This is a genomic window from Microbacterium sp., from assembly GCF_026393345.1.
Taxonomy (GTDB): domain Bacteria; phylum Actinomycetota; class Actinomycetes; order Actinomycetales; family Microbacteriaceae; genus Microbacterium.
Genome location: NZ_JAPLAI010000057.1, coordinates 1 through 18,451, shown reverse-complemented (window position 1 = coordinate 18,451; position 18,451 = coordinate 1). Strand labels below are relative to the sequence as shown.

Annotated in this window: 21 protein-coding genes; 8 read left to right on the top strand and 13 right to left on the bottom strand. The window is 70.4% G+C overall.

Annotated elements, in window-relative coordinates; all coding sequences use genetic code 11:
- Positions 1 to 2 precede the first annotated feature (2 nt).
- The 3 genes from NT132_RS11630 to NT132_RS11620 all read right to left on the bottom strand — a co-directional run bounded on the left by NT132_RS11630 (position 3) and on the right by NT132_RS11620 (position 2,564).
- On the bottom strand, positions 3 to 302 hold the full coding sequence (locus NT132_RS11630) for a hypothetical protein (RefSeq protein ID WP_297788985.1): 300 nt from the start codon (positions 300 to 302) through the stop codon (positions 3 to 5).
- Entirely contained in the window at positions 295 to 1,083 is a 789-nt protein-coding gene (locus NT132_RS11625; RefSeq protein ID WP_297788982.1) for an SDR family oxidoreductase, read from the bottom strand. The genes NT132_RS11630 and NT132_RS11625 overlap by 8 nt, the downstream gene beginning before the upstream one ends.
- Before the next feature lie 77 nt (positions 1,084 to 1,160).
- Positions 1,161 to 2,564: an MFS transporter gene (locus NT132_RS11620; protein ID WP_297789067.1), complete on the bottom strand. Its 1,404-nt coding sequence runs from the start codon at positions 2,562 to 2,564 to the stop codon at positions 1,161 to 1,163.
- Positions 2,565 to 2,745: 181 nt separating this feature from the next.
- Between NT132_RS11620 and NT132_RS11615 the strand changes: the two genes are divergently transcribed.
- On the top strand, positions 2,746 to 3,708 hold the full coding sequence (locus tag NT132_RS11615) for a fumarylacetoacetate hydrolase family protein (RefSeq protein ID WP_297788979.1): 963 nt from the start codon (positions 2,746 to 2,748) through the stop codon (positions 3,706 to 3,708).
- 30 nt (positions 3,709 to 3,738) lie between these two features.
- Here NT132_RS11615 and NT132_RS11610 read toward each other — a convergent pair whose 3' ends face one another.
- Positions 3,739 to 4,110 (bottom strand): hypothetical protein, encoded by a 372-nt coding sequence (locus NT132_RS11610; protein ID WP_297788977.1) that lies wholly within the window; start codon positions 4,108 to 4,110, stop codon positions 3,739 to 3,741.
- 90 nt (positions 4,111 to 4,200) lie between these two features.
- Between NT132_RS11610 and NT132_RS11605 the strand changes: the two genes are divergently transcribed.
- A complete protein-coding gene (locus tag NT132_RS11605) occupies positions 4,201 to 5,454 on the top strand; it encodes an NAD(P)/FAD-dependent oxidoreductase (protein WP_297788976.1) in 1,254 nt (417 codons plus the stop codon).
- 33 nt (positions 5,455 to 5,487) lie between these two features.
- Here the strand turns inward: NT132_RS11605 and NT132_RS11600 are convergent, their stop codons facing one another.
- From NT132_RS11600 to NT132_RS11565, 8 genes are all read right to left on the bottom strand, one after another.
- Positions 5,488 to 6,108 (bottom strand): TetR/AcrR family transcriptional regulator, encoded by a 621-nt coding sequence (locus NT132_RS11600; RefSeq protein WP_297788973.1) that lies wholly within the window; start codon positions 6,106 to 6,108, stop codon positions 5,488 to 5,490.
- 104 nt (positions 6,109 to 6,212) lie between these two features.
- On the bottom strand, positions 6,213 to 7,391 hold the full coding sequence (locus tag NT132_RS11595; RefSeq protein WP_297788970.1) for an alpha/beta fold hydrolase: 1,179 nt from the start codon (positions 7,389 to 7,391) through the stop codon (positions 6,213 to 6,215).
- 29 nt (positions 7,392 to 7,420) lie between these two features.
- Positions 7,421 to 7,846, bottom strand: a complete 426-nt coding sequence (locus NT132_RS11590) for a nuclear transport factor 2 family protein (RefSeq protein WP_297788967.1) — start codon at positions 7,844 to 7,846, stop codon at positions 7,421 to 7,423.
- Entirely contained in the window at positions 7,843 to 8,658 is an 816-nt protein-coding gene (locus NT132_RS11585) for an SDR family NAD(P)-dependent oxidoreductase (RefSeq protein WP_297788964.1), read from the bottom strand. The genes NT132_RS11590 and NT132_RS11585 overlap by 4 nt, the downstream gene beginning before the upstream one ends.
- Positions 8,655 to 9,077, bottom strand: coding sequence for a VOC family protein (locus tag NT132_RS11580; protein WP_297788961.1), 423 nt, complete (start codon positions 9,075 to 9,077; stop codon positions 8,655 to 8,657). Before NT132_RS11580 ends, NT132_RS11585 begins: the two co-directional genes overlap by 4 nt.
- A gap of 5 nt (positions 9,078 to 9,082) precedes the next feature.
- On the bottom strand, positions 9,083 to 9,625 hold the full coding sequence (locus NT132_RS11575; RefSeq protein ID WP_297788959.1) for a cupin domain-containing protein: 543 nt from the start codon (positions 9,623 to 9,625) through the stop codon (positions 9,083 to 9,085).
- The gene (locus NT132_RS11570) at positions 9,622 to 10,800 is read right to left on the bottom strand and encodes an FAD-dependent oxidoreductase (protein WP_366940406.1); all 1,179 of its coding nucleotides are present in this window, start codon (positions 10,798 to 10,800) and stop codon (positions 9,622 to 9,624) included. The genes NT132_RS11575 and NT132_RS11570 overlap by 4 nt, the downstream gene beginning before the upstream one ends.
- Positions 10,801 to 10,869: 69 nt before the next feature.
- Positions 10,870 to 11,784 (bottom strand): LysR family transcriptional regulator, encoded by a 915-nt coding sequence (locus tag NT132_RS11565; protein ID WP_297788952.1) that lies wholly within the window; start codon positions 11,782 to 11,784, stop codon positions 10,870 to 10,872.
- A 106-nt stretch (positions 11,785 to 11,890) separates the two neighbouring features.
- On the opposite strand from NT132_RS11565, the gene NT132_RS11560 reads away from it, so the two are divergent.
- The 6 genes from NT132_RS11560 to NT132_RS11535 all read left to right on the top strand — a co-directional run bounded on the left by NT132_RS11560 (position 11,891) and on the right by NT132_RS11535 (position 17,866).
- Positions 11,891 to 12,826 (top strand): VOC family protein, encoded by a 936-nt coding sequence (locus NT132_RS11560; RefSeq protein WP_297788949.1) that lies wholly within the window; start codon positions 11,891 to 11,893, stop codon positions 12,824 to 12,826.
- 45 nt (positions 12,827 to 12,871) lie between these two features.
- Positions 12,872 to 13,636 (top strand): SDR family oxidoreductase, encoded by a 765-nt coding sequence (locus tag NT132_RS11555; protein ID WP_297788946.1) that lies wholly within the window; start codon positions 12,872 to 12,874, stop codon positions 13,634 to 13,636.
- Positions 13,633 to 14,874, top strand: a complete 1,242-nt coding sequence (locus NT132_RS11550; RefSeq protein ID WP_297788943.1) for a multidrug effflux MFS transporter — start codon at positions 13,633 to 13,635, stop codon at positions 14,872 to 14,874. The genes NT132_RS11555 and NT132_RS11550 overlap by 4 nt, the downstream gene beginning before the upstream one ends.
- 70 nt (positions 14,875 to 14,944) lie before the next feature.
- Positions 14,945 to 16,333 carry an FAD-binding oxidoreductase gene (locus NT132_RS11545; RefSeq protein ID WP_297788941.1) on the top strand — a complete coding sequence of 463 codons (1,389 nt, stop codon included), beginning with the start codon at positions 14,945 to 14,947 and terminating at the stop codon, positions 16,331 to 16,333.
- Between the two features lie 2 nt (positions 16,334 to 16,335).
- Complete coding sequence (locus NT132_RS11540; protein ID WP_297788938.1) at positions 16,336 to 16,854, top strand: RpiB/LacA/LacB family sugar-phosphate isomerase; 519 nt, start codon at positions 16,336 to 16,338, stop codon at positions 16,852 to 16,854.
- Between the two features lie 97 nt (positions 16,855 to 16,951).
- A complete protein-coding gene (locus tag NT132_RS11535; RefSeq protein ID WP_297788935.1) occupies positions 16,952 to 17,866 on the top strand; it encodes an NADP-dependent oxidoreductase in 915 nt (304 codons plus the stop codon).
- Positions 17,867 to 18,053: 187 nt separating this feature from the next.
- On the opposite strand, the gene NT132_RS11530 is transcribed toward NT132_RS11535, so the two are convergent.
- Positions 18,054 to 18,451, bottom strand: a 398-nt coding sequence (locus tag NT132_RS11530) for an HNH endonuclease signature motif containing protein (RefSeq protein ID WP_297788932.1), incomplete at its 5' end; no start/stop codon positions are given.

Here is an 18,451-nt window from a genome sequence, read left to right as displayed (position 1 = left end):
CGTTACGTCGCCGGTGTCACGAACGCGATGTGCTGGCGCCGCAGCGGCGGCGCGGTCGTGAACGCCTCGATGCGGCGCGGATCCTCGGCGTAGCGCGCCTCGGCGGCGCGGAACTCGTCCTCCGTGCCGTCGAACGACACCGCCCAGGTGAACTCGTCCGCCGCGTCGTCGAGCAGGGCGAACTCGATGGCGAATCCGTGGTCCGGCCGCACCCGCGGGATCCACGACCCCCACCAGGCGACGAACTCCCGGCCGCCGCCGGGTTCGAGCTCGTAGCGCCGCAGCTGCACTGTCCTAGTCACTGATCAGCGCTCCGCCGTCGACCACGATGGTCTGCCCGGTGGTGAAGGAGCCCGCCGGCGACGCGAGGTACACGACGGTGCCGGCGATGTCGGCCACCCGGCCGAACCGGTGCAGCGGCGCCTTCGCCAGGCGCGCCTCTCGGAGCTCGCCCTCCGTGATGGCTTTTGCGAAGCCGGTCTCGATCACGCCGGGCGCCAGCGCGTTGGCACGGATGTTGTGCGGACCCCAGGTGACCGCGATGTTCCGTGCCAGCTGTGCGGCCGCGGCCTTGGTGATGCCGTACAGCGGGACGTTGCGACTGCCGCGGAGCCCGGCGAGGCTCGAGATGATGACGACCGACCCGCCGCCGCCCTCCGCCATGACCGGCAGTACCAGGTCGGTGAGCCGGATGTTGCCGCGCACATGCACGTCGAGCATGAGGTCGAACTGCTCATCCGGGGTGAGCCCCAGGGGATGATCCTCGGTCGACAGCCCCGCGTTCGCGAACAGGGTGTCGATGCGACCGAACTCCGCCACGGTCCAGTCGACGAGTGAGGCCAGGTCGTCCGGGGAGCGGAGGTCGCAGACCCGCCCCACGACGGGGAGCCCGGATGCGGCGAGGCCCGCCGCGATGCCGACGGGGTCGTCGCCCGCCAATCCCGTGAGCACCGTCCGCGCGCCGGCCGAGGCTAGGACCTGCGCCGTGCCGAGACCGATCCCCGACGTGGCACCGGTGACGATCGCGACCGTCCCGGCGAGCGAGAACAGGTCGGTGGCGGAGGGCAGCGCAGCGGTGGGCACATGCCGACGCTAGGGGTGGCGCACGCCGCGGGACAACGCCGCTCGCCGGATGCCACCCATCGCGGTGGCATCCGCCGTCATTCGGGGAGCGAGGGGCGCGGCTCGTGCGGGTCGCGGCGGGATGGAATGAACAGGGTGATCACGAGGGCGACGATCGCGGCGATGAGGCCCAGCACGAAGGCGAGCTGGAATCCCTGTGCGGAGGGCATGGCGACCCCACCGACCTGTACGGTGAAGCCGGCGAGCACGGCGCCGACGACGGCCGAGGCGGTGCTTGTGCCGAGCGAACGGAACAGGGCGTTGATCCCGTTCGAGGCGCCGGTCTCGCTCTGCGGCACGGAACGCATGATGAGCATCGGCATCGCGGCGTAGCCGAAGCCGATTCCGACCCCGACCAGGAGGTTGGCGACCAGGATGTGCCACACCTCGGTCGAGAACACCAGGGTGAACCCGTAGGCGAGCACCAGAGCGATCGAACCGAGGACGAGCAGCAGCTTCGGGCCCACGCTCTGCGCGAGCCGACCCGAGAACGGTGACAGCACCATCATGACCAGACCCGACGGCATCACGATGAGCGAGGCGGCCACGAGCGACAGGCCGAGCCCCACCCCCGACGCCACCGGCAGCTCAAGGATCTGCGGGTAGGAGACGTTCGAGGCGAAGAGGGCGAAGCCCATGGCGAGCGACGCCAGGTTGGTCAGCAGCACCGCGGGGCGCGCGGCGACGCGCAGGTCGAGAAGCGGGGAGTCGAGGCGCAGCTCATACCAGCCCCACACCAGCAGCACCAGGACGCCGCCAAGCCCGCAGGCGAGCGTGGCGGGCGAGGCCCAGCCCCACTCGTTGCCGCGCGAGACGGCGAGGAGGATCCCGATGAGGCCGATGCTCAGGCCCGCGGCACCGGCGAAGTCGAACCGGCCTCCCGAGCGGAGGACACTCACCGGCACGATCCACAGCACGAGCACGAAGACGATCGCACCCAGCGCACCGGAGATCCAGAACAGCATGTGCCAGTTCAGGTACTCCGTCACCACGGCGCTGATGGGCAGTCCGATCGCACCGCCGACGCCGAGCGTGGCGCTGATGAGGGCCACGGCCGCATCCACCCGCTTGGCGTGCAGCACGTCACGGAGGATCGAGATGCCGAGCGGGATGACGCCCGAGACGGCCCCCTGCAGGGCGCGGCCGACGATCATGCTCACGATGCCGGTGGACAGGGCCGCGATGACGGACCCCGCCACCATGAGCAGCAGCAGGATCAGCACGACCCGCCGCTTGCCGTACATGTCGCCGAGTCGCCCGGCGATGGGGGTGACCACGGCGGCAGCGACCAGGGTCGCGGTGATGACCCAGGCGGTGTCGTCGCGGCTCGCGTGCAGCAGCTCCGGCAGTTGTGCCTGGATCGGCACCACGAGCGTGAACATGAAGGATGCGGCAAGGCCCGCGGCCGCGAGCACGGCGACGATCGCGCCCTGCTTCGGCATCCGGGTGAGTCTGCTGCGGCGGTGGTCGTCTCTCCCGGTCATCCTTTCAGGCTATCGCCGGGATGCGGGGCCCCGGGCCAGGGGCCGGCTCCGCATCACCCCGATCGATGCGTTGCATGGAATCCGGTGCCTTCCGCCGACCCCTCGATGCCGCCCATGCTGGGTGAGGAAAGGCGGCGATATGCGACTGGCTCGATGGCGCGACGGTGCGGGAACGATCGGGGAGGGCGTCGTCGTCGGCGACGACGTGGTGCCCTTCGTCGAGGGGGCGAGTCTCTCGCAGGTGCTGGCGGACGGCCTCGCATCGCTGCCGGGGCACATCGATGCGTCCCGCGCGGGCACACCGCTGGCGGACGTCACGCTGCTCGCCCCCGTGGTGCCGGCATCGATCCGCGACTTCGTGGCGTTCGAGGAGCACGTCGAGGGTGTCTCCGCCGGAGTCGAGGGCAAGAGCGACGTGCCGCCGGAATGGCACGAGGCGCCGACCTTCTACTTCACGAACCCGCACACGGTACGGGCGACCGGTGAGGTCATCGACATCCCGGAGACGCAGCGGCTCGACTTCGAGCTGGAACTCGCGGTCGTCATCGGCGGCGTGGCCGGCTCGACCGGCGAGAACATCGACCCCGAGGTCGCCGCCTCCCACATCTTCGGCTACACCGTGATGAACGACTGGTCCGCCCGCGACCTGCAGGCGCGCGAGATGAAGGTGCGGCTGGGGCCGGCGAAGGGCAAGGACTTCGGTATGACTCTCGGCCCGTGGATCGTCACCGCCGATGAGCTCGACCCGTATCTCGATGAGGACGGCTTCCTCGCCGTCCGCGCCGAGGTGTTCGTCAACGGGATGCTCGTGGGCGAGGATCTCGTCTCCAACATGGGGTGGCCGTTCCCGGAGCTCGTCTCCTACGCCGCCCGGAACTCCGTCGTGGTGCCCGGCGACGTGCTCGGCTCCGGCACCGTCGGCAACGGCGGCTGCCTCGGCGAGCTGTGGGGGCGCGGCAGTGCGATCCCACCGCTCGAACCCGGCGACGAGGTCCGCATGGTGATCGAGGGCGTGGGCGAGATCGTCAACGTCGTCGGGAACCGCATCCCCGGCCCGCCGATCCCTCCGGCGCGCGTACGCCCTCGGCGCCGCACCCGCTGAGCCGAGGGAGCGTCGGCGAGCCGCGGCCCATCACACCCGCTGGATGAGCCCGTAGGCGACACCGCCGGGTCCGCGCACGTGCTGGAACCGCACCCCGCCCCCGGCGCCGCCCACCCCGACGGGCGCAAAGCCGGCGTCGGCGAGATCGCCGACTGCGCCATCCAGGTCGTCGACGAGGAAACCGACCACGGTGTCCTGTCCGTCGAACAGGTAGGCGGGCTCCGCCCTCTCGGGCGTGAGGTACTCGAGCACGCCACCGTCGGCCGTTGCCACCACGAGCTTCCCGGGTTCGTCCTGCAGCACCGCGAGCCCGAGCGCGCCCGCCATGCCCCGCGCCTCGCGCAACGCCGCATCCGTCACCTGTCGCGCCACCCAGGTCACCGCCTGTGTCGTCGTCGTCATCGTCGCTCCCTGCCATCATCGGTCGCGTCGATACCGGGGATCGGTGCCGGACGCTGCCCTTAAAAGTGTAAGGAGCTTACAGTTTGCGGGATGGCAGTGGTGCCATCCCGATTCGACGAGGAGTCACCGATGACCCACACCCCGCAGGACCCGATCGTCGTGCTCGGCGGCGGACCGGCCGGGATGGCGAGCGCCCTGGCGCTGCGCACCGCCGGCCACGACGTCGTCATCCTGGAGCGCTACCGCGAGGCCCGCCCCGCCGGCAACATCCTCAACCTCTGGCCGCCGCCCATCAAGGCGCTCGGGCTCATGGGCGTCGACACGACCGACCTCGGCGCGCCGTGCCACTCGACGTTCCGGAACGCTCGCGGCGACATCCGTGCCGACGTGCAGATCCCCGACGACGTCGTGACGGCGTACGGCGGCGGCTTCATCGGGATGCTGCGCCCCGACCTGTACCGGCGCATGCTGGCCGCGCTCCCCGACGGCATGCTGCAGACGAACCAGGAGGTCGTCGGCATCCGGGACACCGGCGGCGAGGTGGTGCTCACGCTGAAGGACGGCACCATGCGCCGCACCCCGCTTCTCATCGGCGCCGACGGCATCGACTCGATCGTGCGCACTCACCTCTGGGGCGTGTCGCCGAAGCGGGAGCACCGGCTCCAGATCATCGGCGGATACACGTTCGACGACGTCCCCGCCGCGGAGAAGGGCGAGGCGATCATCGCCCACACTCGCACGGTGCAGGGGTCGTACACCTCCATCCGCAGCGACGGCCGTGACGGGTTCCAGTGGTGGGTGCTGGAGGCGTGCGACCCGGACGCGCCGGCTCCCGCCGACCTCCGTGGCCACGCGCGGCGGGGCGCGCGGGGGTTCGGTGCGCCGCTGACGACTCTCATCGATCACACCACCGACGATCACGTGCAGCGCTGGGTGATCCGCGACCGGAAGCCGCTGAAGGCATGGTCGCGCGGACGCATCACGCTGGCCGGTGATGCGGCGCACGCGACCTCCCCGTACGCCGCGTACGGAGCGGGCATGTCCATCGGCGACGGCTACTTCCTCGGTAAGCTCCTCGCCGGCGTCGACCTGCACGACACGGCGGCGGTGACCGCGGCGCTGACCGAGTACGACCGCATCCGTATCCCGCACACGACGATGCAGGTGCAGCAGGCCTACATCCTGGGGAAGGTCTTCCATCACGCACCCGCGGTGCTGCGTCCGTTGCGCGACGCCGTCATGGACCACACCTCGATGCTGCAGAAGCAGATCGGGGAGCGCAGCCCGCGGGAGATCGACGCCCAGCTCGACGAGATGGGTGCAGGCATCACCGCCCCGGCGTGATGCCGACGCGCTCCGGATCCTGACCGGGGCGCGTCAGCGGCCCGCGTCGATCGCCTCGGCGCGGGCCGTCGCCATCCGCACCAGCCGATCCCGGTGCCCGGTGGCGTCGGGGGCGAACGGTGACGCGAAGTCGGCACCGTACATCGTGCTCATGACGAGCTCGGCGAACAGCATGGTCGCGATGTCGCGCCCGGCCTCCTCGCCGATACCCAGCGCCGCCGACAGCTCGCCGATCAGCCGCTGCGCCTCCTCGATGCCCCGTCGGTGCACCCACTCGTCCTGGAGCGACGCGGCGATGATCGGCCGGAGCAGCCGGGCGTTGCGCGAGAACTGCTCGGCCGCGGCGGCGACCACGGCGGCGATCCGGGCCGCTTGCGGGGCGTCCGGGCCGGGGAGTCTGCCCACCACTTCGGCGTCGCTCGCCCGGATGGTGAGCATCGCGTGCTCGTACACCGCCGCGATGAGACCCGCGCGGCCGTCGACCCGGGCGTACAGCGAGGGGGCGGACACTCCGGCCCGCCGGCACACCGCCGTGACCGTCAGCGCCTCCAGGCCCCCCTCGGTGAACAGCTGGACGCCGACGGCGAGCACGCGGTCCCAGGCGTCGCGGGAGCGCTGCTGCTTGGGTGCGCGCACCGCTGGGTTGTCGGTCATCCCCTGATTATCCCGTCGGGCCGACGTCTGCTCGTCCTCGGGCGGGAACGCAGAGGACGGATGCGGCGACCCAAGGCCGCCGCATCCGTCCCGTTCGATCCCGCTCAGGCGAGCTCGGCGAAGGTCTCCGCGATCCAGTCGGCGGTGAATTCGCCGACGTAGGCCATGTTGTCGATGCCGATGTGCTCGGCGCCGCCCTCCTCCTGCGTGAAGATGCGCAGCTCCCGCTTCGGGGAGTTCACCGCGGCCTCGTATTCGTCGTACGCGTACTTCACCGGGATCTGCCGGTCGGCCTCGCCGTGGGTGACGAGGAACGGCACCGTGATCTTCTCGACCACGCCCTCCAGCCGCATGTTCTTCGTCTTCTCCAGGAAATCGGCGTCGTCGTTCGCACCGAACACCCAGTGCACGTGGTCCCAGTAGTGCGGCACCGGGTTCTCGCCCTCGCGGCGACGGCGCGCCTCCTGCACGGCTGCCCAGTCGTAGTTGGCGCCCCATGCGACGGCCAGAGCGATGCGCTTCTCGAAAGCGGCCGCCCGCGGCACGTAGTAGCCGCCGAGCGACCAGCCGACGAGGCCGACCTTGGTCGGGTCGACGTTCAGCTCGCCGGCGTTCGCCTCGACCCAGTCGAGAATGGAGGCGGCCCACACCTCGGTGTCGAATCGGGCGTGGAGGTCCCGCATCCGGAGCGCCTCGCCGGAGCCGGGCGGGTCCATCATGAGCGTCGAGATGCCGCGGCGGGCCATCTGCTGCGGGAACCCGGAGGTGTACATCATCTCCTTGGTGGAGTCGAGGCCGTTCCACATCACGATCAGCGGCTTCGGCCCGTCACCCGGGGCGCGATAGAAGTAGCCCGGCAGCGCGGAGCCCGTGGGGGCGTCGTCGCCGGAGTAGGGCACATCGACGGGGGTCACCGGGATGCCGCCGAGCTCGACGTGCCTGAGCAGCAGGTCGATCGACTGCTGGTACGCGGCCTTGCGACCTTCCCATTTCGGCGACTGCAGGCGCTCCGCCTGCGAGGTGTACAGCGCCGCGCGATAGTACTTGTCGGAGGCGGAGAGCTTCCAGCCGCGGGCCTCATCGGTCGCGGCGGCGGCGAGAAGCCGATCGGCCACCGCCTTCCATGAGGCGTACAGCAGCTCGGTGCCGACGTCGTCGCCCTGCTGCGAGGCCTCCAGCACGGGGCGGGCGGCCTTGTCGACGTCGTCGATGAAACCGCCGTTGTTGAGCGAAGCGACGACCGCCATGCTCCACACGTAGTTGGTGGGGTAGTACATGTACATAGAAGGACTCCTTCGGGGACTGCGGAAGATCAGTGGGGGATGCCGAGTTCGGTCACGGTGCCGTCGGCCCGGATCGAGGTGAACGAGTTGTAGGCCACGAGGATGTCGGCGAACTTCCCTTCGGCGGTCAGCCGGTAGGAGATGACCCCGCGGAACTCGTACCGGTCGCCCAGGGCGACGGGCCCGAAGAGGGACTCCGGGTCGTCGCGCTCGGCTGTGAAGAACGTCACCATCCGGATCGCCGCGTTCGTGTCGGACCCGACGAAATCGGTCGGGGCCAGCTCTTCGCGGAATGTGGACCAGATCTTCGCGTAGTGGTCCTTCATCCCCTGCACGCCGGTGAACTCGAGCGTGCCATTCTGCATGTGCATGTCGTCGTCGAGGTAGTCCTCGAAGGCCGTCATGTCACGCCGGTTGAACCGGGCGATGTAGTCGTCGAACGTCTCCTGGTTCATGCGCGCCCCTCGGCGGCTGAGGCGGGCTGCTGCGCCGGGCGCACCGCATCCGAGAGGAATGTCGCCACCCCCGAGAGGAACTGGCCGCCGTCGACTCCGATCTCGGCACCCGTGACGTAGGCCGCGGCATCGGAGAGGAGGAACACCACGACGTTGGCGACCTCCTCGGGCTCACCGCCGCGGTGGAGCGGGGCGATCGCGATGTTCGCGTCGAGGAAGGGAGCGGGCGCGGAGGCGGTCATCTCGGTGCGGATGTACCCCGGGTGGACGATGTTCGCGCGGATGCCGCGGGGGCCGAGCTCGGTGACGCAGGAGTGCGTGAGGCCGCGGATCGCCCATTTGCTCGTCGTGTACGCGGCCGTGTAATGGCCGGTGAGGCCCGCGGCCGACCCGATGTTGACGATCGAGGATCCCGCATCCATCAGGGGGAGGAGGGCCTGGATGCCGAGCATGGCACCGGTGACGTTGACGGCGAGCACGCGGTCCCAGTCGGCGCGCTCCACGGCGCCGATGCGCACCCGGTGCGTGACGCCGGCGTTGTTCACGAGGCCCTTCACGCGGCGACCATTGAGCGAGTCGACGAGGTCCTGCCACGCCGACTCGTCGGTCACGTCCAGGCGGCGGTAGGTGACCGAGCCGGGCAGGCCGGATGCGGCGGCGAGGAGTTCCGGAGCGTCGTCGCGCACGTCGGCGGCGATGACGTCCGCCCCGTTGGCGGCAAGAAGCAGCGCCTCCTGCGCTCCCTGCCCGCCGGCGGCGCCGGTGACGACGAAGAGGTTGCCGGAGAGACCGGGCAGGGCGACCGCGGTCATGCGGTCACCGGCCCTGAACGGTCGAGGAGTTCGATGAGATTGCCTTCCGGATCGGTGACGAATGCGAAGCGCACGCCCGGTTCGGGGGAGTCCCCCGGGGCGCTGAGGGTGCCGGCCCCGGCGTCGATGAGACGGGTGAACACCGCGTCCACGTCGTCGACCCGCAGGCACACGTGCGCCCAACCGCGGGACAGCAGCGCGTCCGGCGGGGTCGTGGCGGGGCGGTTCACCGCCTGGGAGCCCTGGCGTTCCAGCAGCTCGAGGGCGAGGTCATCGGGCCCGAGGAGGAATACTCCGCGCAGCCCGACGGGGGCGATCTCGAACGGGCGGGCGGTGTCGAACCCGAAGGCCCGCTGATACCAGTCCCGCTGCGCGTCCAGGTCGCCCACGGACAACCCGATGTGGTCGACGTGCATCATCGTCCTCAGTCCCGCGGCCCGTGCCGCATGAGGTCGCCGCGGATGTCGGCGGGCAGTACCTGCAACACGTCGTCGCCGAATTCGCCGTCGACGAGCACGAACGCGACCCGCGCGATGCGGTCGGAGCGGTTCGCCCACGCGTGGTCGGTGCCGCGCTGCACGATGATGTCGCCGGCGTGGGCGGTGACCTCGCTGTCGTCGAGGATCAGCACGATCTCGCCCTCCAGCACGATCCCGTAGTCGATCGACTCGGTGCGGTGCACCGGCGACTGCAGCCCACGCTCGTCGAGGTGGCCGGGCAGGAACTCGTTGATCCGGATGCGGGTGCCCTGGGTGGGCGGCGGCACCGTGATGTCGCCGATCGTCGGGTCGTCGAACGCCGCACCGATCGTCGCGGGTGCGCCGGTCGTCTCCCACACCTCGTGGAACGCGACGCCGTCCTCCGGGAGCTCACGGGTCACCGGGACGGTGTCGTCGCTGACGATCACCGAGACGCCGGCGGCGTCGTGCCCGGTGACGATGCGGCGGGGAACGCGGAAGCCGCTCACGGGGCCGGCACCAGCGCGAACAGCGCCTGCATCATGAGGCGGCCGGGGTCCGCATCCGGGGTACCGGGGTGCAGCTCCCAGTCCGCGAGCTGCAGCGAGGCGTCGACGACCCCCTTGACCCGCGGGATGCGCCGGGCTTCGAAAGCGGTGAGCTGCTCCTCGAGGTCGCCCTCCTGCGTGACGTACTCGGCGAACACGAGCGAGTCCTCCACGCACTGCGCCGCGCCCTGGGCGATGAGGGGCGGCACGGCGTGCACGGTCTCGCCGAGGGCGATGACCCGGCCCTGGTGCCAGGGGCCCTCGACGAAGATCCACTCGATCTCCTGGAAGTTCAGGAATGTCTCTTCGGTGAGGGACTCACGCAGGTGGTCGAACGGACCGTGGAAGTTCGCCATCAGGCGCTTCACCTCGTCCACGTCCGACAGGCCGTTGTCCGGCCGCACCGGGCGGCAGAGCACGAAGATGTAGCACTGGTCCGGTCCCACCGGGGTGTACCCCACCTTGAAGGCGCCGCCGTCGTCCTCGACCGGGTATGCGATGCCGCCGGTCATCTCGGGAAGGCGGGAGGTGACCGCGCGCCAGATGCCGAGGCCGGAGGGAGCGCGGTCCTCGGTGATCCCGAGTGCGGGCCGCGTGGGGGACTTGATCCCCTCCGCCACCACGATGAGGTCCCACGTCTCGGTCGTCCCGTCGGAGAGGACAGATGTCGCGGTGTCGCCGACAGTCTCGAAGGAGGCGAGCTCGCGGCCCAGCCGGATCTCGACGCCGAGCGACTCGGCCTTGCGGACGAGGATCTCGTGCAGGTCGGGCCGGAGCGCGCCGATCGTGGCGGGGAGGTCGTCGCCGCCGGTGCGCGGCGTCGGGATCTCGGCCATCACCCGGCCGTCGGCGAAGTACAGCGTGAGGCTGTTCTCGGGCTGGCCGGTGGCCAGCACCTCGTCGATGACACCGAGCTCGCGGAAGACTCGCAGGGCGTTGCCCTGGATGGTCAGGCCGTGCCCGACCCGCGCCCATGCCTTCGCGCGGTCGATCAGGGTGACCTGCACCCCGCGCTGTGCGAGCGCGATCGCCGCCGTCAGACCGGTGAATCCACCGCCGACGATGAGCACATTCCGAACCGACATCTTCGTCTCCCACTTCCGGACGCGACACCGCGCCCCACCGGATGACGCTATGGCCGCAGGGAAGTGCCCGCCACACGCTCGGCCCGATGCCAGCTATCGCAGGGGGCCGGATGCGGCGGATCAGCCCGGGATGATGCCGGTGGCGACGGCCTCGGCGGCCAGGTCGCGGAACCAGGCGTGCGCGGCGTCGTGCGTGTGGGCGGCGTGCCACCACAGCCGCAGGATCAGCTCGACCGGGGGGAACGGAGTCGGGACGGCGACGATGCCGGCGACCTCGGCGTTCCGCTCGGCCAGGCGGCGTGGCACGACGCCGATGAGATCGGTGCCGGCGACGATGAGTGGCACCGACAGCAGGGTCGAGGTCGTCACCCGGATCTGCGGATGCATGTCGAGCTCGTGCATCCGCCGCTCGATGGGCATCATGTGCGCCCGGCCGAAGTCGCACCGCACCAGCGGGCTCGCCATGAAGTCAGAGGCGGAGATCTCGCCGCCGGCGACGCGAGGGTTGTCACGGTCGGCGATGACGACGTACTCATCCCGCAGCACCTCGAAGCCTTCCGCCTGGATGCCGATGCCCGGGGTTAGCACGATGAAATCGTGCGAGAGCAGATGCCGGTCGGCGCCGACCGGTTCGGGCGGCAGCCGGAGAAAGTCGAAGCGGATCCCGGGTGCGATCGCCGAGGCCATCGAGAACAAGGGTCGCAGCTCGACCGCGGCATAGTCCGAGATCTGCACGCTGAAACGGCGCCGGGTCGTCGCGGGGTCGAAGAGCTCGTCCTGGCCGAGGGCCTGCGACAACAGCGGCAGGGTCAACTGCACCTGCGGCAGAATCTGCCGCGCGAGCGGGGTGAGCTCGTAATCGCGGCCCACGCGCACCAGCAGTTCGTCTTGGAACACGGTGCGCAGGCGCGAGAGCGCGGACGACATCGTGGACTGCCCCAGGCCGATACGTTCGCCGGCATGCGTGACGTTCGCTTCCTCCAGCAGGGCGCGCAAAGCGACCAACAGGTTCAGATCCGGGTCGCCGTTAGCCACAGATGCATGGTATCCGGACCGCGCATGGCCGTCGCACGCCCGGACGACATACATTCAGGGGGTCGCGCTCTGCGCACCCGTACGCATCCCCGAAAGAAGGTCGACGATGACTGACCGGCTCGTGTCCCACCTCCGCTACGCCGCACTGGCGGTGCCCAACTTCGAGGAAGAGCGCCAGTTCTTCGTCCGGCACTGGGGGCTCACCGAGGTCCACGCCGAGGACGGACTGAGCTATCTGGCCGCGGAAGGATCGGCGGAGCCGTTCATCCTGCGACTGCGCGCCGACGAGAAGCGCGTTGACCTGGCCGGTTTCGGGGTGCGCTCCCGTGCCGACATCCATGCGCTCGCCGACAAGCTCCACGCCGAGGACGTACAGTTCGTGCACGAGCCGCAGGAGCTCACCGGCTTCGGCGGCGGGTACGGATTCCGGGTGTTCGACGGCGACGGCCGCGTGCTGGAGTTCTCCACCGGCTACGAGCAGCGCGAGAGCCGCAAGATCCGCGAGCGCGAGCCCATCCCCGCGAAGCTGTCGCACATGGTCTTCAACTCCTCCGACCTCAACCGGTCGGCCCAGTGGTACGTGGACCACCTGGAGTTCACCATCTCGGATTCGCTGGTGCGGCCGGACGGCGGCGACATGATGCACTTCATGCGGTGCAACCCGAACCACCATTCCATCGCCATCGCGACGGGCCCACACCACTCGCTGCACCACCTCTCGTTCGAGATGCGCGGCATCGAGGAATGGATGCGGGGTTCCGGCAAGATCCTGCGATCCGGTGCCCGGATGATCTGGGGACCGGGACGCCACAACGCCGGCGACAACACGTTCGCTTACTTCCTCTCGCCGGCCGGCAACACGATCGAGTACACGACCGAGCTCGCCGTCGTCGACGAGGAGAACTGGCAGGCGAACCGCCACGACATCAGCCACCTCTCCACCCAGGACCAGTGGGGGACCGCGGCCGAAATGAGCGAGCTCGTCGCCCGCGAATCGTTCAACGACATCGACAAGGGCCTGTTCGTCGCACCGCCGGTCTGACCGGCGCCGGTGCACGCAGACGACGACGATCACGAGGGAGTGGCGATGGGCCGGCTGGCTGGCAAGGTGGCGGTGATCACCGGGATCGGTGGGGGGATGGGCCGTGAGGCGGCTCGTCGGTTCGCGGCCGAGGGTGCCCGGGTGGTCGGGTGCGACCTGAACGCGGAGGGCCTGACCGAGACGGTGGAGCTCGTCCGCGCCGAGGGCGGGGAGATCACCGGGTTCGCTCCGGTGGATGCGGGGGACGCGGTCGCGGTGGCGGCGTGGATCGATGCTGCCGCCGCCGTGTACGGCGGGATCGACATCCTCTACAACAACGCGTCGATCCAACGTTTCGGCGCGATCGACGAGATCAGTGTCGAGGACTGGGACTTCGCGATCGACATGGAGTTGAACATCGTGTTCTACGCCGTGCGCGCCGCGTGGAAGCACCTGAAGACCCGGGGCGGGGTGATCGTGAACATCGGATCGATCGCCGGTACCCGGGGGGTGGAGTTCATGCCGCAGAACGCGCACGGTGCGGCGAAGGCCGGGGTCATCAACCTCACCCAGCAGCTCGCTGTCGAAGGCGGCCCGCACCGCATCCGGGCGGTGTGCATCTCGCCCGGGTTCATCCAGACCCCCGCGACCACGTTCCTCGTCGAGGACCCGCCTCCCGCGCTCAAGGCCACCTGGGACCGCATTCCCCTGGGCCGGGTCGGGCAACCCGCCGACGTCGTCAACGCGGCCGTGTTCCTCGCCTCCGACGACGCATCCTGGATCACCGGAATCAACCTCGTCGTCGACGGCGGCGGAACCGTCCTCGGATGACCCCCGACTCGGTCGCCGGTCATCCGACCGAGCGGGCCGCCGCCGCGCCCGGCGGTCTCACCGGGGCAACGCTCCTCGGGCTCAGCGGCCTGGCGCTGCTCGGCCCCTTCGCGACGGATGCATTCCTGCCGGTCCTGCCCCGGATCTCCGAGGAGTTCGCGGTGTCGGCCGGGTCCACGCAGCTCGCGCTGAGCGGTGTGACCGTGGGCATGGCCCTCGGCCAGTTGTTCTCCGGCCCGTTGTCGGATGCCATCGGGCGACGCCGGCCGCTGCTCGCGGGAAGCGCCGCACTGGCGCTGTTCTCACTCGCTGCCGCACTCGCGCCGAGCCTTCCGATGCTGATCGCGGCGTGCGCGATCCTCGGCTTCGGCGCCTCCGCGGGCGCCACGGTCGGACGTGCCGTGGTCACCGACCTGGAAACGGGCTCCGCGCTCACCCGGGGCCTCTCCCTGCTCGGCTCGGCCATGGCTGTCGGCCCCGTTGTCGCGCCCGTGTTCGGTGTCGGTCTCGCGCTCCTGTGGGGCTGGCGAAGTGTGTTCGTCGGGATGGCGGTCCTCGCCGCAGCATCCTTCGTGTTTGTCGCGCTGCTGGTGCCGGAGTCCCTCACACCGGCGCGGCGGGTGCGGGGCGGGCTGCGCGCCGTTCCCCGCGCGGTCGGTGCGGCGGCGCGGACCCGAGCCTTTTGGTGTGGCTCCCTCGTCGTCTGGTTCGCCTTCGCCGCGAGCTTCGCGTACATCTCGGCCTCGCCGTACGTGCTGCAGGAGGCACTCGGATTCTCGCCCGCCGGCTACGCGATCAGCTTCGCGATCAACGGTCTGGGAGTCGTGGGTGGCGGCCTCGTGGCGGCCCGCCTCGCACGGCGATGGACGCCGCACCGCATCCTCGCCCTCGGCCTGACGGTGCTCACGCTCGGCGCCGCGTCGGTCGTGCTGGCGATCCTCTCCGGGGCGATGACCGTCTGGCTGATCCTGCCTGGCTTCTTCCTGCTGGCGGCTGCCTGCGGCCTGTACATCGGCCCTTCGCTTGCCCTCGCCGTGGCCGAGCTTCGCGAGACGGCGGGCACCACCCTCGCCCTCGTCGGCGCAATTCAGTTCTCCATCTCGGCGGTGGTGGCACCGCTGTCGGTGCTCGGCGGCGCAAGCGATTTCACGCCGCTGGCGCTCACCCTCACCATCGGTGCCGTGATCGCCTGGGTCGGTTGGTTCGTCTTCCGCCCTCGCGACACCGTCTCGGCCTGATCCCAGGTATCCCTCGGACGGCGTTCTCCCGCGCCGGTTCGCTTCATATGCTCACCACGGAGGTTCGACGATGACCCAGACAGCGCCCGCATTCACCGGACGGCTCGTGACGCCCGCCGATGCCGACTTCGACGAGGCCGTCCTCGGCCGCGTGTTCAACCACCGCCGGCCCTCCCGCCGCCCGGACGCGGTCCTCCTCGCGCAGACCGAGGACGACATCGTCGCCGGGGTGCGTCTCGCCGCCGAGAACGGCTGGAGTGTCGCGGTGCGCTCCGGCGGACACGCGTGGGCGGCATGGAGTGTCCGTGACGGCGGACTGCTCATCGACCTCGGCGACTACCGGGGTATCGACTACGACGAGGCCACCGGCATCGTCAGCGCCACCCCGTCGACCAAGGGCGGCGAGGAGCTCAGCCCGTTCCTCGAGGAACGCGGCCGCTTCTTCAACGGCGGGCACTGCCCCACCGTGGGGATCGGCGGATTCTTGCTGCAGGGCGGTCAGGGCTGGAACCAGCGCGGCTGGGGGTGGGCGGCGGAGAGCGTCGTCGCCATCGACGTGGTCACCGCCGACGGTGAGCTCGTCCGCGCCGACGAGACGCAGAACGCCGACCTGTACTGGGCCGCCCGCGGTGCCGGACCCTCCTTCCCCGGTATCGTGACCCGCTTCCACCTGAAGACCCGGCCGCTGTTCGGCGGTCTCGCGCACACCGTCCAGGCGTTCCGCCCGGAGGAGTTCACCGAGGTCATGACGTGGATGTACGACGCCACCCTCCGCATCCCGACGAATGTCGAGATCGTGGTCGTCGGCATGTATCTCCCGGATGAGGACGGCGAGCCGGGCGAACCCGGCTTCATCGTCACGGGCCTCGCGTTCGGCGACGACCTCGCGCACGCGCAGGCATCTCTCGAGATCTTCCGGGAGAACCCCGCGCTGCCGCGGGCGATCGTGGTGAAGGATGCGGCACCGTCGTCCCTGGCGGAGCAGCGGGTCGAGCAGATCCGCTCCAACCCCGAGGAGCACCAGTACCTCACGGACAACATCTGGGTGGACGGGGACACCGCAGAGATCGTCGAGCGGATCCGGCCGCTGTTCACCGAACTGCCGACGAAGAAGGCGTTCACGATCTGGATGTCGAACCTGCCCACCCGCCCGTTGCCGGACATGGCCTTCGGCCTCCACACCGGCGCGTATGTCGCGACCTACTGCTGCTACGAAGACCCCGCGGAGGAGGACGCGAACCGCGCCTGGATGAGCCGGGTGCTCACCGACGCGCAGCCCGTCACGGCGGGCCAGTACCTCGGCGACAGCGACTTCACCCAGCGCCAGCTGCGATTCACCACCGACGAGGCGTACGCGCGGCTGCAGCAGATCATGGCGGACCGCGACCCCGACGGCCGGTTCGTCCGTTACCTGGCGAGTGATCCCGCCACCCTCAACCACAACCACTGGGAGCTGTAACCATGACTCGCATCCACTTCGCCGTCGACCACGGCGGGTACGACCTCGGCCGCGCGCTGGAAGCCCGCGCGATCGCCGCCGGCTACGACGTCGTCTGGCACGGGGCCGATACCCCTGACCCGGGCGACGACTACCCCGTCTACGCCGTACGCGTCGGCCGCGCCGTCGTGGAGGACCAGGATGCGGGGATCGACGCCTTCGCCGTGCTCGTGGTCGACGAGGGCTTCGCCGGCGTCGTCGCCGCCAACAAGGTCAACGGGGTGCGTGCTGTGCCCGCCGCCTCGCCGCGTTCGGCGGTGACCGCCCGGGAGATCGTGGACGCCAACGTGCTGGTCCTCGATGGCATCGCCTTCGAGGAGTCGGCCTGGCTGACGGTCAGCGCGTTCGTCACCGCGAGCCTGCCGCACGTCGTCGACCATGGTCGACGAATCCTGCAGATCGAGGAGTACGAGAACGCGGGCACCATCGAAGGGTGGGCGGTCCAGCTCGAGCCCGAGCAGATCGCGGTCCAGCACGGCTGACCCGTCGTCGGCACCCTGCCCCGGCCGCTCGCGCACCGGTACGCTCGCCCATGACAGCAACCGGCGCGCCGGACGGCGCCGCCGCAAGGAGGACTCCATGACCCGCGCAGCCCTGTACGACCAGGTCGGTGGACCCGAGGTCCTCTACGTCGCCGAGATCGAGGACCGCGAGCCGGGCGCTGAGCATGTCGTCGTGCGCGTCCACGCCGCGGGGCTCAATCCCTTCGACGGGAAGGTCCGCAGCGGCGTCATCCCCTCCGAGGCTCCCTTCCCCCGTCGCATCGGGTCGGACCTCGCCGGGACGGTGGAGGCCGTGGGGGCGGGCGCCGTCTACTGGGACGGTTCCCCCATTCAGATCGGCGATGAGGTGCTGGGTCGTGGCGCCGGGTCGGTAGCGGAGCGCACGGTCGCCACCGCATCCGGGCTCGCCCGTCGCCCCGAGGGGCTGCCGGTCGAGGTCGCCGGTGGCCTGAACGTCGCCGCCCTCACCGCGCTGTCCTGCCGTGAAACGGTCCCGGTCGACGGTGATGACACCGTGCTCGTCGGCGGCGCCGCCGGTGCTGTCGGTTTCATCGCCGCGCAGCTCGCGCTCGCCACCGGCGCACGCGTGATCGGCACCGCATCCGAGCACAACCACGAGCTGTTGCGCTCGGTCGGCATCGAGCCGGTCGAGTACGGTGACGACCTCGCGGCGCGACTCGAACCCTTCGGGCCGTTCACCGCGGTGTACGACTGTCACGGCCGCGATGGCCTCGATGCCGGCGTGGCACTCGGGGTGCCCGTGAGCCGGATGGTCGCGATCGCCGCCTACGGTGCGGGCGACGAACTGGGGGTGCAGCCCGCCGAGCGTGCGGCGCGGACCGCCGAGAACCTGGCGTGGATCGCCGAGGACGTCGCCGCCGGACGCCTGGTCGCCCCGGTCGCGGCCACCTACCCGCTGGACGAGGTCGTGGCGGCGTTCACGGCGCTCGAAGGAGCGCACGCAGCGGGCAAGATCGTCGTCACGCCGTAGGCCTGGGGGACCTCGGAGGAGTCGCGCCGGAGTCAGGCCCGGAACCACGCTGGAGTCAGGCCGGAACCACGTTGGAGTCAGGCCGGAGTCACACCGGAGTCGCGTAGGAGTCACGTAGGCGCTGCTCCCGGTGGGCGAAACGGGTTGCACTCCGGGGGTGCGACCGGTGTCGCCCTGCCCGCGCTGGTCAGGCGGTGAGGTCGAAGCGGTGTCGTCCGCCGGGGCGTGGGGTTTGGGTGGGGTCGAGCCAGGGTGGGGGGATGAACCAGACGGTGGCGTTGGTGCCGGTGCCGTCGATGTGGATGTCCCAGCCGTCGTCGTGGATGCGGTGGTGGCAGGTGGTGCACAGCAGGATGCCGTTGTTCAGGTCGGTGGGTCCGGTGTCGCGGTGCCACCAGCGGATGTGGTGGACGACGGTCATGCCGGGTGGGGCGCCGCAGTTCGCGCAGCCGCCGTCGCGTTCGACGAGGGCGAGTTTCTGGGCGGGGGTGAAGAGGCGTTTCGCTCTGCCCCAGTCGAGGATGTCGCTGTTCCCGCCGAGGACGCAGGGGATGATCTGCGCGTCCGCTGCCATCCGCCGGGCGG

Excerpts from the sequence above, each read along its gene's own strand:
- NT132_RS11620 (WP_297789067.1), bottom strand. The coding sequence starts at position 2,564 with ATGCCGAAGCAGGGCGCGATCGTCGCCGTGCTCGCGGCCGCGGGCCTT.
- NT132_RS11615 (WP_297788979.1), top strand. The coding sequence starts at position 2,746 with ATGCGACTGGCTCGATGGCGCGACGGTGCGGGAACGATCGGGGAGGGC.
- NT132_RS11610 (WP_297788977.1), bottom strand. The coding sequence starts at position 4,110 with ATGACGACGACGACACAGGCGGTGACCTGGGTGGCGCGACAGGTGACG.
- NT132_RS11605 (WP_297788976.1), top strand. The coding sequence starts at position 4,201 with ATGGCAGTGGTGCCATCCCGATTCGACGAGGAGTCACCGATGACCCAC.
- NT132_RS11600 (WP_297788973.1), bottom strand. The coding sequence starts at position 6,108 with ATGACCGACAACCCAGCGGTGCGCGCACCCAAGCAGCAGCGCTCCCGC.
- NT132_RS11595 (WP_297788970.1), bottom strand. The coding sequence starts at position 7,391 with ATGTACATGTACTACCCCACCAACTACGTGTGGAGCATGGCGGTCGTC.
- NT132_RS11590 (WP_297788967.1), bottom strand. The coding sequence starts at position 7,846 with ATGAACCAGGAGACGTTCGACGACTACATCGCCCGGTTCAACCGGCGT.
- NT132_RS11585 (WP_297788964.1), bottom strand. The coding sequence starts at position 8,658 with ATGACCGCGGTCGCCCTGCCCGGTCTCTCCGGCAACCTCTTCGTCGTC.
- NT132_RS11580 (WP_297788961.1), bottom strand. The coding sequence starts at position 9,077 with ATGATGCACGTCGACCACATCGGGTTGTCCGTGGGCGACCTGGACGCG.
- NT132_RS11560 (WP_297788949.1), top strand. The coding sequence starts at position 11,891 with ATGACTGACCGGCTCGTGTCCCACCTCCGCTACGCCGCACTGGCGGTG.
- NT132_RS11555 (WP_297788946.1), top strand. The coding sequence starts at position 12,872 with ATGGGCCGGCTGGCTGGCAAGGTGGCGGTGATCACCGGGATCGGTGGG.
- NT132_RS11550 (WP_297788943.1), top strand. The coding sequence starts at position 13,633 with ATGACCCCCGACTCGGTCGCCGGTCATCCGACCGAGCGGGCCGCCGCC.
- NT132_RS11545 (WP_297788941.1), top strand. The coding sequence starts at position 14,945 with ATGACCCAGACAGCGCCCGCATTCACCGGACGGCTCGTGACGCCCGCC.
- NT132_RS11540 (WP_297788938.1), top strand. The coding sequence starts at position 16,336 with ATGACTCGCATCCACTTCGCCGTCGACCACGGCGGGTACGACCTCGGC.
- NT132_RS11535 (WP_297788935.1), top strand. The coding sequence starts at position 16,952 with ATGACCCGCGCAGCCCTGTACGACCAGGTCGGTGGACCCGAGGTCCTC.